Source organism: Citrobacter sp. Cb080, from assembly GCF_030334745.1.
Classification (GTDB): Bacteria; Pseudomonadota; Gammaproteobacteria; order Enterobacterales; family Enterobacteriaceae; genus Citrobacter; species Citrobacter braakii.
Genome location: NZ_JAOWDG010000068.1, coordinates 1 through 13054, shown reverse-complemented (window position 1 = coordinate 13054; position 13054 = coordinate 1). Strand labels below are relative to the sequence as shown.

Genomic DNA, 13054 nt, shown 5'->3' with positions numbered 1-13054 from the left:
TGACCTGCTCCCCGTTGATTAGTACACCCCGATGTTAGTAATGTCTTCATAAGCCACATGAGGACATCCCCATGAAGAAGCGTTTTTCCGACGAACAGATCATCAGTATTCTCCGCGAAGCCGAAGCTGGGGTACCCGCCCGTGAACTCTGCCGCAAGCATGCCATTTCCGATGCCACGTTTTACATCTGGCGTAAGAAGTATGGCGGTATGGAGGTGCCTGAAGTTAAGCGCCTGAAGTCGCTTGAGGAAGAGAACGCCAGACTCAAGAAGCTGCTTGCCGAAGCCATGCTGGATAAAGAGGCGCTTCAGGTGGCTCTTGGGCGAAAGTACTGACGACAGACCAGAAGCGGGAAGCCGTGATGTTGATGTGTGATGCGACCGGTCTGTCGCAACGTCGTGCCTGCAGGCTTACAGGTTTATCCCTGTCGACCTGCCGCTATGAGGCTCACCGTCCGGCTGCTGATGCGCATTTATCAGGGCGCATCACTGAGCTGGCACTGGAGCGCAGGCGTTTTGGCTACCGTCGTATTTGGCAGTTGCTGCGCCGTGAAGGGCTTCATGTTAATCATAAGCGCGTGTACCGGCTTTATCACCTCAGTGGCCTGGGCGTAAAACGCAGAAGACGTCGTAAAGGGCTGGCAACAGAACGTCTGCCGCTGCTCCGTCCGGCGGCGCCCAATCTGACCTGGTCGATGGATTTCGTCATGGACGCACTTTCCACCGGTCGCAGGATCAAGTGTCTTACCTGCGTCGATGATTTCACAAAGGAATGCCTGACGGTCACTGTTGCCTTTGGGATTTCAGGCGTTCAGGTCACGCGTATTCTGGACAGCATTGCACTGTTTCGAGGCTATCCGGCGACGATAAGAACTGACCAGGGGCCGGAGTTCACTTGCCGTGCACTGGATCAATGGGCCTTTGAGCATGGTGTTGAGTTGCGCTTAATCCAGCCGGGCAAGCCAACGCAGAACGGATTTATTGAGAGCTTTAACGGACGATTTCGCGATGAATGTTTGAATGAGCACTGGTTCAGCGATATCGTTCATGCCAGGAAAATTATTAATGACTGGCGGCAGGATTATAACGAATGCCGCCCGCACTCCACGCTGAATTATCAGACACCGTCTGAATTTGCAGCGGGCTGGAGAAAGGGTCATTCTGAGAATGAAGATTCCGACGTTACTAACTGAGTGTTGTATCTAATCGTGGGGGCAGGTCACCAACAGCACAATTCCTATTAGTAAAGCTAACCAAGATGAAACGGCTCCATATTTGATGGTTGAATGACAGCCAGTGCAGACGCTAACTCCAAACCGGCTCTCTTTGAAGCAGAACGGGCACTTTATTGTTTCGTTTTTCATATCAACCTCAAGGTTGTAGATTAAATGGTGCGTTTACAGAGATTCTCGATGACCGACTCTCTTTAGTAAAATTGCTTGTACCGATCAATGATTAGCTCTTGATAGGTGCTGACTATCATAACTAGATTATCGATCTGTAATAACGATCAATATTTTCTTGACTAAACGCAAATTTGTTACTACAGATAGAGTGCGGTTACGAAAAGTTTTTGTAATTGACTGTCTATAAACGAATTTTTCTTGCAGGTTTTAGATGATGTGTTGAATAGACTTCTGAGAAGTTTGTAGGGGTCTTATGAAGAATGCTCTTACCATAGCTTCGCAGAAGCTCTATGAACCTTCTGATAAATGGAATCCAGCCGATGAGCCTGAGATGCTTTTGCTTTTTGACGGAATTTTTTTGAAGAATCTTTTCTACGATTTCATTCCGTTTGTCTTCTCTGAGCCGTAATTCCAGTTCTGCAATTTTTCCACCGATACTTTCCCTTCTCTCTGTTGTCCTTAAAATCGTTGCAGGAGCAGGAGCAGGAGCAGGAGCAGGAGCAGGAGCAGGAGCAGGAGCAGGAGCAGGAGCAGGAGCAGGGATAGCCTCCTTGGTCGCTCGTATAGCTTCTAAGTGATCAGGGTTGTAGTTAAGTTGCTTTTGAAGATTTGCCCAGGAGTAACCCTTGCCTAACTGCGAAGCTTTGAAAGCTATATCGCGGTAGGAGAATGAGAACCCGTTCATTTTCCCGGTTGAAGCGACATTCGCCGTCCAGCCGACTTCTGCTTCTTCCAGTCGTTTTGTGAAAGTTAGAAGGTCCGGCTTATCAGATAAACTTTTATCAAGTATCTGCTGCAGGGCTTCTCTTGGTGAAAGCACTCCGGTTCGTTCCGATAGCATTTTCTCATTACGGGACACTCTCTTCCGCTTCGGTTGTGCTTGCGAGGGGGGAGATGCCGTTTTGGTCACTGTCAGGCCATGAGCGACTTCGAGTTTACTGATGATCTGTGTGCTGATGAGGTTTTCGTTCCTACCCAAGTAGAGCTTCCCACCATTGAGATCTATGCGACTTGCGATAATGTGTATGTGCTGGCCATCGTCGTCATGTAAGACATAGCAACGGAGATGGGTATCACTGAATCCCATTCTCCTCATATAGTCATCTGCGATGCTGGACCATTGTTCAGCCGTTAGTGATTCACCATCGGGTATTCGAAGCGAGTTGTGCCAAACGGCCTTCTGAACATCTGGCCGAAGCTGTTTGGTACCATCAAATTCCGCAATCAGTTCAAAGGCTGAATCACTCAGCATATTGCCCCCGATTACGATTGGATCGCTTTTATGATGTGAACCTGGCTTTAACACATAGAGAACCACACCAGAGAAGCATTTCCCCCTTTTAATCTTCTGCATTCCTTTCAAGCGGAATACTACCTTACGGACGGATCAGAAGCTGTAAGACATGAGCGAAGCTCTTTAATCTGCTTTTTGACAGCGAAGATTTCTGTTTTCGTTAACTCACTATTACTGCTTTTAGTGTCCAGATGATTTATCAGCTTGTTTAACTTTTGGGATATGGTGGTCAATGATTGCCAAACTTCTAAGTTGATTGCAGGAATGGCAGGAGGAAGCTTTTGAAGTGATGCCATGCGAAGCCATTCACCTTTGCGTTTATCACCACGGCTTGCATTGAGAAGCTCCAACTCTTCTTTATTTAATCGTACACTGACACAGTGTATTCGCAATGATTGAGATTTATTATCGCTAATTGGCTTAAAATTATTTGTATACGACAATGTTATTATTTTACTCATATAAACTCCTTTTCATATGTGTATTCGCTTTAAAGTGAGCAATTCCTTTGCAATACATTATATATTTATAGTGGAAATATAATTCATGTCAATGAGTTAGGTTCGACTTTGATTTTCTTTTTCAACCGAAGGGCGAAAAACAAGGGAACTCAAAGAAGCGGAGCTTCGATGAGTTAGCCCTTGCTTATCTTCTTCTCTAATTGATGAAGTGTGTATAAATTACATATTTTATTTTCAACAGAGTAGAATGTAAACTTTGTATCTGGGGATGCTTCTATTTCTTTCAGTAAGCCAAGAGTTTTTTGAAATGGTACTGGATTTGAAAGAGGATCAAAATTGATATGAACTTTCTTGGAAAGGAAAAATTTAATTTCTTTTTCATTAAGTAGTTTTAAGCAATTATGCGTGTTAGTGAACACTTGGAAAATTTCTATATTCGTTTTTTCAGTAGATTTTAGCTGTGATGAAAATACATCTGGTATCGTATGAAACAACTCATGAGATAAAAAACAATGATTTTTGATATCAGTTAAATTTTTATTTATATCTAACTTCAACATCAACTCAACATTTTCAGGCTCATTAACATAAAACAATAGGTTCTTCCCCTCGTTATCCACATGATTAATATTAGCCCCAAAAAGTATAAGCAATCTGAATTGAATTTTATCCTTACAATAAAAAATAGGGGTTTTACCAAAGTTATCAGTGCTATTTATATTGAATCCGTTTTTTGTTAATGATTCTAAGTCACTCATATTCCATGTGTAATCTTTAAATATAAGATTTTGTCCTTTTTCATTTTTATTACTTGGATTGCTATATTGCCTAATCAACTCTGAGAAAACGGATTGTATTGAATCGTAATGTGCGGCCACTATTGAAATCTCCTTTTTTATAAATTAATAAAACAAAAAAAGGAGAAGTCAATAGTAATTATAAATAAAAATTATGAACTTAGTTTTGATGGTTTTATCAATTTGATTGATTCATCATATACTTCATTTTCTTGAATTAGAAATGGGAAATAATTAGCAAGCTCCTTTTCTTCAAATTTATCAGAAAGAGCATTTTTCAAAGTTTCAACAGTACTACCTTTAGCATATTTCCTTTCAATCAATGTGGAAAGAAATTGCTTGTGCAATATCTTGATATCTTCATAATCGAAAATAACTGTAAAATTTTTATTTAGTAAAGTAGGCATAGTAGAGAATAATTTATATTTTTCAGTAAATAGAAATTCCTTCTCCTTATTTTCTTCTATGTAAAGCAGAGATGTGGTTATTTCCTCAATACATACTAATTCGTCAAGTTCTTTATTATTTTGCTTTTTAATTTCATCTGAAACTTGTACTATTTGTTGTTCAAGCTTAAAGTGTGAACTGTCTTCATAAATTTCTTCTAAATACCTTAAATAGATATTTATCAAACCATATGCTAAATCGATGTTATTGAAATATCCAAGGCAAGTATTAAATGAATCGAAAACAAAAAAATGCTTGCGATTTTCTTCATCGGTTTTTTCAAAAATATTGAATGTATATTCCATCTTTTTCCTCAGCATAATTATTAAAAAATATGATAAAGCTATGTGTTCATAATTTTAAATACGCGGCATAACAGAAATTTATACGTTTGAAAAAAAAGTGTTAGATGAATTGCCAAAACTTGTCATCTAACACAATTTTAATTTCACTATAAAACAAGCAAATCTTTAATTAGTTCTTTTGACGTCGGGTATGATTTAGCTCTGATAGATGAGTTCTTTTTATAAATTAAAGTACAACCATTTTTACTCTGAAGTTGGGGCCGATTATTGATACCAAGCATATATTCGCCTTCTAATACAAATCCAACCTTTAATCTCAATCTTTTATCATTGATATCTGATACAGCCATAAGCTTTAGAAAAATCGCATCATTAATTAAATGTGAACCTTTTGGATCTAAAGCCCATACTTGGTTTTTACCCCATAATAAAAAATCAGGAAAGAAATTAGAAGTCCCTTGACCAATTTCAGGAATAGGAATGTTATAACCTGTTTTTGATGGGTTTCTGCACCAATCAATTCCTAATGAATCAATAGATTCTGCAATTTCTAACTCAAATTTATTCAGGCCATTATATTCTGAATGCAAGGCATTTTTAAAGGAGTTAACTTTGTATCTGTTTCTTTTATTTAAGTCTTCATATTGATAGTCTGGTGAAACTAAATTAAATGACTTTACCGCATATATGTCATCGTATTCATATTCGAGATGAAACTCATTATTAAGCAGACGAATAATATTTGATAAATTATTGTTGATTTGCAACATTGCATCTGAGCCAAATTGCATTCGCTGTTTCATCTTAGGATCATTTTTTACAAAAGGAGTAAAACATGTCCCTGATTTTCGGGCTATACGGTTATCATAAGTTCCTAATCGTGAGACTAAATATTCCCAGACAGAAATATCAGCATTGTCATCTTTTGTTTCTTCTTTATTAAGATCCAAATCTTCACAACTGTTAGCTAAATCTAAAACTCTTGTATGCATTTTTCCTTTTGAACGGAGGCTCTCATCAGAAAAAAGAGGCACATTTGAAAGTAGTATTTGGTCTAATATTTCAAGGTCTTCACCGAAAGTTTCTGCGACTTTAGAAACAAACACTTCCTTTTTAACAGGCACTTCTCTCGACGTTTGTGGTCTCGGACTATTACTTTCTATTGAGACTATTTCATAGCCTGAATCACTTAGGTCATTTTGTGTAGTTTTAACAAGTTCTGAAAAATCTTTATCTGGAACATTAAAATAAAAGTATGCTGAATTTAAGTCTCCATCATCAAAAGGAGTAGCATTAGGCTGTCTCAAAAAACGACCAATTTTTTGTGAGATATCAGTAGTAGATTTACCTAACCCATCAAGGTAAGCTACATACGCCCATGGTTCATCCCAACCTTCTCTTAATGATAAGTTCCAGATGATATGTGAATAACCTTCATCATGTAAATCTTCAGGGCTTTTCTTAGCTTTATGAGTATCGACTAATAAGCTCCACGGTGCATTAGGATTAACATTGGCTAAATTGGAATTTACATTTGCTAAATGAACTGCAATTCTTTTTGGATCAACTTTTAACTGAGTGACCAACGATTCCCAAACTTCTAAGCCTGCTAATGTTGAATTTACAATGCAACAAATTACAGGCCAAGTATTAAAGCTACTCATTTTAGTGCTAAGTTCTTGCCATTTAGTATTAGCTTCGGTTAATGCATCTAATCGAGAAGTGTTACAATCGACTAGATAAAGACGGGTCTTTAATAGTCCTTCTTTAACAACTAATGGTGTCGAAACTACTACTGTTTGAGTTTTTAAAGATAAAGATTTTTCATCCACATTGTTTCCAGGCAAAAGATCAATGAGATCGCCTGACATTTCGGAGGAAGATGCTAAAATAAATGCACGAGGATTGAGTTCTTTCAATCTTGAGAACTGAGCTTTTGTACCACCATGAGCCTCATCGTAGACTACATAAAGTTGGCGGTTTCTACCTTCTGGCCCCTTTCCTGAAAGAACATCCCAATGACTAATGCCATCTCTGTCTTTATGAACATTCAGAGCATCTCCATCTCTATTAAATAAAGCAACAGTAGCAAGGATAATTGTTAAGCCTTTTTTGGCACGACAAATATCGACCCAATCAGTTTCCGTAATCTCATTTAAATTCAGGATATTTACATCGTCAGGAAGTAAATTGGAGTATTTTCCTCCAACACTAAGATTATTTTTTGTTTGTGAGATGACTGCTCCTCTGTTTGTTGTCCAAAGGATAATACCATCACCGATTTTGTTACATGCGAGTGAAAGTATCGGCGTTTTACCACTCCCCGTAATAGCTTTTAGCCTGCAAAGGAAGGGAAGCGACATACCGGTTTCGGGATCAAACCTCCTTTTGTAAGGAGGGTTAGGGTAAGTTGCAATCATCTCAGCAATTTCACTTGCTGCTTTAATTTGAAATGGTTTGAGTGTGTCTATTGTTAGTTTCAAAATGATTACTCTTCTTCCAGTAAATTTAATCTCGCCAGAATTGAATCAGGAATCTGCTGGAAGCGGTAAAGCTGATCATTCAACGGAGATACATTGGCTACAGCATAAATATAAACAGGTCTGTTCACATTCGCTTTCTTAGCCTCATCCATAATTACTGAACGGATTTCTCTTGTTAAGGGCTGATGTCCATTGGCTTTGCCTGCTTCCCACACCAACGCAATTCCAAAGCCAAGTTTTGTCTTTCCAATTAGATATTTATAGCCATCCATGCGACAATCTAAACGGTTAGAATCATCTTCAACAACCTGTAAAATAATATCAGCCAAATTTTCTCTATTAGATTCCATGATGACTGTTTTGCTGACAGTCTTTTTAGCTTCATAGAAATTGAATCCTTCATTGATTTTTGGATGCTGGGATTTGTCAGCCCAATTACCGGAAAGGACTCTTCTAATTCGTTCAGCCGTTATATTATTCACATAGTGATCACGGTTGATTTTTTTATTAGAAGGATCACCATTTTCTACTAAAATAAATTTTCTCTGGCCATTATCCTCAGAGTTCATAGTCAAAACAGCATGACCAGTAGTTCCACTTCCAGCATAAGGATCGAAAATAATTGCATTGGGATCTCTCCAAGTAACAAGGTTGAAGAGTTCTGCCAACATTTCATGATCTTTGGGATTATCGAATGAGTTTTTTCCAAGAATATTTGTTACGGTTTCTACCGCTCTTTGACCCATTCTCCTAATCACCGAAGTTGCGACTTCTGATTCCATTTCATGTAAATAGGTTTTCATTCTCGGAATACCATTATGATCGCTTTTGAAAGCAATCTTATCGGCATCAATTAAAGCTTGCATTACCTCAGGATTAGCAATCCTCCAGCCAGATGCTGGGACTTTACATGGTTTATGTGTAATTGGGTGTAATACATCATATCGAGGACCACCACCGCCTGGCCAGTTTAGATTACCGTCGTCATTATAGACGCCATTTTTGTCTACTTTCCGATAACGAATTTTCTTTGCAGGATGGTCTTCTGGCAGATTTTTGAAAAAATCATTCATATATTTTTGGATTTTAGGAATATCATCCAAAAATATTTTTTTAGCATCAGAGTATGCTGTTAGTATATCTTCTGCACCTTCTTTAGGCTTTCTCCATTTACCTTTGTATCTCTCCCATTTCTTATTCTTAGCAAGTTCTTTCATTTTTGAATCGAGAGCAGATTTGTCACGGGCCCAAACTAATAGATACTCATGACCTTCAGAAATATAATTTGCGTCATTTTTCCTCGATCTTTCCCAAATAAGTGTGGCAATACGGTTTTTTTCACCATACATTTCTTCTAGAAGCATCCACAGTCTTGGTAATTCATGTTCATCGATAGAAATTATTAGCACACCAGTATGCTTTAGTAATTTTCTTGCTGCCCAAAGACGAGGAGCAATATGATTTATCCACTTAGTATGTCGGGATGGGTCATCAAGTGAAACACCCTTTTCAACTCTTCCAATAGCATCTTTTAATTTATCTACTTCTGCCTTTGAAAACCTATAATTATCATTATAAATAAATGCATCACTTCCTGTGTTATATGGCGGGTCCATGTATACCACATCGAATCCAGTGTTCGGACCGCCACGGAATTCATTAATTAATGAGCGCATCACAGCTAAATTATCACCATCAATGATGCGATGATTTCCCCCGACCTTTTCAGGGAAACTCTTTTTCGCATCGCTTTTTATCGTGACTGGTGTTACTGTTTCAGCCAAGAATCTGTTCCGACCCTGCCACATTAGAGTTGCATCATTAGCATACAAATCAGCGTCCGTAGAGAAAATAGCGTGCATTTTTTTATCTTCATGCATCTCTTTAACTAGCTTAAGAAGTTCTTCTTTTGTTAGTTTCTCAAGTAGTGATTCTTCTGGAAGATTCTTTTGCATTTTAGTTCCAAATTTATATATTTCCTAATTCTATTATATCATAAATCTTATAGGTTTGGAATTATCTTCTCAATATTGAGGAATGATATTGGCTAATAGTTAACAAATATTTTATGTGGCGTTTTTTGTGGCTATTTTTAATAAAACTATTATGTTGGCCGAAACAATTATTCATCATCGTTTTTTTTCAAGGTAATTGGTCGTCAATTAATTATTGTACTTTTTTGATTGTAGTTTATAATTTCTCATTAGATGTAAACCTAATAATGCTGGTCTAATGTTTCTACATAGATTGTTCGATTATCACCAATCGGGACTGATGGTATCAATGATGGTATCTAACCCACTATGTTAAGTTTTAATCTCTTAAGATCATAAGGATAGTTGCGATGTTCGAGTCCGGCCTTCGCACTCATCCCCTAAACACCTCCTTCCTGTGCCACTCTACAAACCCTTCTTTTGGATAATTCTCGCGCATCATCGGCAGCGCTATCGATTTACCGTCGAAATCCCAGAACAGTCTGCCCACCATGCCGCTGCCATTCACTGCGGGTGATACCTGAACCCGCATACTCTCATCCAGCCCAATCGAACCTTTATCAAAGGCTTTATGGTGGATTGCACACAGCGCCAGTCCGTTTGAAATCTCGCACGGGCCGCCATGCTGTTTCCATTTGATATGCGCCGCTTCAAGCGCAACTGAAGTGCTGTCGTGGCGCATATTGAAGCCACAAATGGCGCATTCATAGTTATAAGCACGCAGAACCTGCTGGCGGAACAACGGGTCCCGTTGTTTGCGGATTTGCAGGATATCAAACCCCAGTTCATCCGCGATTTCTTCCTGGATGCTTTCGGTGAAGTGCGCCTCGAGGATTTGCTGGGCCAGGGCGTTGATGAGGTTCTTGCTCTTTTTCAGCAGAGCAAAATGTTGTTCATCAAAGCCTCCGGCAACGTTATGCGTCACCAGTTCTCCGGCGGGGGGCTGTTTGCTGCTGCCGGATGTTGAGCAATGCTCGGCGTTTTGTAGCTCCCAGAACCCATCGCCCTGTAAGCGCCAGAAGGGCATATCCGGGCGGTACTGCGCGCGCTGTGGTCCAAATCGTTCCAGCAGGCTATGCAACGGGTCGCGAACCTCCGAACCGTAGTCAAACAGGCGACCGTGACCCTGCTGATAACCCGCCAGCACATGAAGCAGCAGCAAAGGTTTGTGCGGCGCACGCTGCTCGCCTTTACGCCAGATGGTGATGTCGGCAATTGCCTGCTGCAGGGTTTTACTGGAAGTCATTGATTTCATTATCAGGTAAATAATTGCGATGATGCTCGCAAAATATCACCTGATCAAGCAAAGGCGGGTTGATGCGCTATCGACGTCACTTATTGGTATCAATTTGATAAAGCACTATGCGTGGCATGTTGTCTGACATCAACGACATCACTTTTATGTTTTCTGAAAAACACATACGCCACGGCAGTTACCGTTCCCCCACCAGGGTACGCAGGAGTACGATAAGCATGCAAATTATTGCATATCGAAGGATCTCTGATGGACACAGTAGAGGAACTCAACGGAACATACTTTTATAAAGGGGTCTGTAACATTTCTGCAGGTGAGCTATTTTTCTGGATTTTTCTCGACAAAATTGATGAACAATTTGGGGGAATTAAAGATGTGGTAACAATGTCATGTATCATTCTTGGGTTACCATTGCTGAAAACACGGGGTAAACCATATGGGGCAACACAAGGCACATCAATTGCCTCCAAATATTCTCGTGAGTTTCTTAACGTAACATTGTCCGTCAGGCTTCCTACCATCACCAATGCCAGTATCAAATATTTAAAACCAATGATGACTAACAATCTGGGGGCATTCGTTGGACGAACAATTCCTGTGATTGGTTGGGCATTACTCGCAAGTGATGTCGCCCAAATTGTCTATAAAACGGTGAATACCTACAACACCATTGCCAGAGAGGAAGATCGCGTATGGTGACGGATAACGAGGTATTAGAATTTTTTCGGGGAGAGTTATCTCTCGCGGTAACGTTTACTTTCAAGCCTATCCCGATTGAACTTGATACGCCGCTGCAAGGTTACGCTGAATGGGATGAATTACCGTATGCCATTGATGATTTTGGAGAGAAATATAACGTTGATGTTTCTGTGATTGATTTCGAGGCCTATTACCCGTGGGAAAGAGAATCGGTCTATAGAAAATGGTTTACCAAAGAACCCATCAAGCAAGTGTCAAAACCGCTTACTGTGCGTATGTTCGCAGAATCAGCCAGAGCAGGCCACTGGTTATATGATTGATTACAAGGAGTGTTGAAAATGGCTGTACCCGTTCATTTATTTTTAAAAGACGATGGTGGCGCGATGATTCGTGGAGGCTCGGATGTCCAGGGACGTGAAGGCAGTATTGAGTTACGTGGTTTAACACATAACCTTAGCATTCCAACCGATGGTGCCACTGGAAAGCTAACCGGCACACGCCAACATGGCCCATTTCTTTTTGACAAAGAGATCGATTCCTCCAGCCCATACCTTTACAAAGCAGTTGCGACAGGTCAGTGATCTTGACCCTCCATCTCCGAACAGCTTTTGTATCTTAAGTTAACGATGTCCGCTGCCGCCGGTATTCCCTCGGGGAGTGATATCCCAGCGCGCTGTGCGGGTGGTTTTCATTGTAATGCGTGAACGCTACTGCAAGGTTTCGCAGTGCTGTTCTCACATCCGGTTTTGGCATGAACGCGATATAGTCTTCTTTCATCGTTTTCACGAACCGTTCGGCCATGCCATTACTCTGCGGGCTGCTCACCGCTGTTGTGCAGGGCTCCAGATTCAGCTCTCTCGCGAACCTCCGCGTTTCATACGCGGTATACGCTGAACCGTTATCCGTCAGCCACTGCACCGCTGTGTCGGGCAACCTGTCGCCGAAGCGCTTTTCCACCGACCTCAGCATCACATCCTGCACGGTCGAACTGTCATAGCCTCCCGTGCTTGCTGCCCAGTCTATGGCCTCACGGTCGCAGCAGTCCAGCGCGAACGTTACCCGCAGTTTTTCGCCGTTGTCGCAGCCGAACTCGAAGCCATCTGAACACCAGCGCATATCGCTTTCTGCCACCGCTATCTTGCCCTTATGTTCACGCTTCGGTCGCTCTGGTTTGTGATGCAACAACAACAGGTTATGCTCACGCATTATCCTGTAAAGCCGTTTGGCATTCACAGGTAGCTGTCCCTCTGTGCGACGTTGCTTGCGCAGGATGCCCCACACGCGTCGATAACCATAACTCGGCATATCGCTGATAATGTTGAGGATAGCCGACAGTATTTCTGCGTCTGCTTCTTCATTACGCCGGTTACAGCGCCTGTCCTGCCAGTCGGCAGAACGGTTAATCCGCAGTGACAGTTGCGCACGCGACACGCCCATGGTCCGGCAGACCATGGCTATTCCCCGTCCTTTGGCAACAAGGGCGCGTGCGCTATCCATTTTCGCGACTGACCGTACTCCACGGCTTCTTTCAGGATCTCAACTTCCATCGTCTTCTTGCCCAGAAGGCGCTGAAGCTCCCGGACCTGCTTCAGAGCAGCAGTAAGCTCAGAAGCAGGAACGACTTCCTCTCCAGCCGCAACGGCGGTGAGGCTGCCTTCCTGATATTGCTTCTTCCACTTAAACAGCAGGCTGGGCTGGATACCATGCAGGCGGGCGACATGGGAGACATTCATACCCGGCTCCATCGTCTGCTGGATAATGGCGATCTTCTCCTGAGGAGTTTTACGTTTACGGACTTCTTGCCCTAACAGGATCCCGGTCATCTCAAAATTGGCGTTAGTGTTAGACATATATTCAAGCCTATCTCTTATCTGGAGATACAGCTACTGTCCGGTGTTTCAGGGGGCTACATCA

The 13054-nt window shown here is 41.3% G+C and carries 11 protein-coding genes and 1 pseudogene; 4 read left to right on the top strand and 8 right to left on the bottom strand.

Annotated features, from left to right (window positions below; all coding sequences use genetic code 11):
• Window positions 1–71: 71 nt before the first annotated feature.
• A protein-coding gene (locus OGV38_RS12615; RefSeq protein WP_096147877.1) for an IS3-like element ISSen4 family transposase occupies window positions 72–1192 on the top strand; the annotation gives its coding sequence in 2 pieces (ribosomal slippage) (window positions 72–330 and window positions 330–1192; 1122 coding nt in all).
• Between the two features lie 394 nt (window positions 1193–1586).
• Here OGV38_RS12615 and OGV38_RS12610 read toward each other — a convergent pair.
• The 7 genes from OGV38_RS12610 to OGV38_RS12580 form a co-directional block, all read right to left on the bottom strand.
• Window positions 1587–2768: a relaxase/mobilization nuclease domain-containing protein gene (locus OGV38_RS12610; protein ID WP_286473410.1), complete on the bottom strand. Its 1182-nt coding sequence runs from the start codon at window positions 2766–2768 to the stop codon at window positions 1587–1589.
• Window positions 2769–2776: 8 nt separating this feature from the next.
• Entirely contained in the window at window positions 2777–3160 is a 384-nt protein-coding gene (locus OGV38_RS12605; protein WP_044068035.1) for a hypothetical protein, read from the bottom strand.
• Window positions 3161–3333: 173 nt separating this feature from the next.
• Window positions 3334–4038 carry an ankyrin repeat domain-containing protein gene (locus OGV38_RS12600; RefSeq protein ID WP_044068036.1) on the bottom strand — a complete coding sequence of 235 codons (705 nt, stop codon included), beginning with the start codon at window positions 4036–4038 and terminating at the stop codon, window positions 3334–3336.
• Between the two features lie 71 nt (window positions 4039–4109).
• Window positions 4110–4709, bottom strand: coding sequence for a hypothetical protein (locus OGV38_RS12595; RefSeq protein ID WP_044068037.1), 600 nt, complete (start codon window positions 4707–4709; stop codon window positions 4110–4112).
• Window positions 4710–4855: 146 nt separating this feature from the next.
• A complete protein-coding gene (locus OGV38_RS12590) occupies window positions 4856–7192 on the bottom strand; it encodes a DEAD/DEAH box helicase family protein (protein WP_286473385.1) in 2337 nt (778 codons plus the stop codon).
• Between the two features lie 5 nt (window positions 7193–7197).
• The gene (locus OGV38_RS12585) at window positions 7198–9147 is read right to left on the bottom strand and encodes a site-specific DNA-methyltransferase (RefSeq protein ID WP_044068041.1); all 1950 of its coding nucleotides are present in this window, start codon (window positions 9145–9147) and stop codon (window positions 7198–7200) included.
• A 412-nt stretch (window positions 9148–9559) separates the two neighbouring features.
• Window positions 9560–10432 (bottom strand): phosphorothioated DNA-binding restriction endonuclease, encoded by an 873-nt coding sequence (locus OGV38_RS12580; protein WP_269518428.1) that lies wholly within the window; start codon window positions 10430–10432, stop codon window positions 9560–9562.
• 258 nt (window positions 10433–10690) lie between these two features.
• Between OGV38_RS12580 and OGV38_RS12575 the strand changes: the two genes are divergently transcribed.
• The 3 genes and pseudogenes from OGV38_RS12575 to OGV38_RS12565 all read left to right on the top strand — a co-directional run.
• Complete coding sequence (locus tag OGV38_RS12575) at window positions 10691–11140, top strand: STM2901 family protein (protein WP_003830103.1); 450 nt, start codon at window positions 10691–10693, stop codon at window positions 11138–11140.
• Window positions 11134–11460 carry a DUF1493 family protein gene (locus OGV38_RS12570; protein WP_065554576.1) on the top strand — a complete coding sequence of 109 codons (327 nt, stop codon included), beginning with the start codon at window positions 11134–11136 and terminating at the stop codon, window positions 11458–11460. Before OGV38_RS12575 ends, OGV38_RS12570 begins: the two co-directional genes overlap by 7 nt.
• Before the next feature lie 18 nt (window positions 11461–11478).
• Window positions 11479–11718: pseudogene (locus OGV38_RS12565) on the top strand (Hcp family type VI secretion system effector); the annotation flags it as partial.
• Window positions 11719–11755: 37 nt separating this feature from the next.
• Here the strand turns inward: OGV38_RS12565 and OGV38_RS12560 are convergent.
• Window positions 11756–12963 (bottom strand): IS3 family transposase gene (locus OGV38_RS12560; RefSeq protein WP_117086587.1). Its coding sequence is split into 2 segments (ribosomal slippage): window positions 11756–12642 and window positions 12642–12963, totalling 1209 coding nucleotides; the frame shifts between segments, so codons are not numbered across the junction.
• Window positions 12964–13054: the final 91 nt, after the last annotated feature.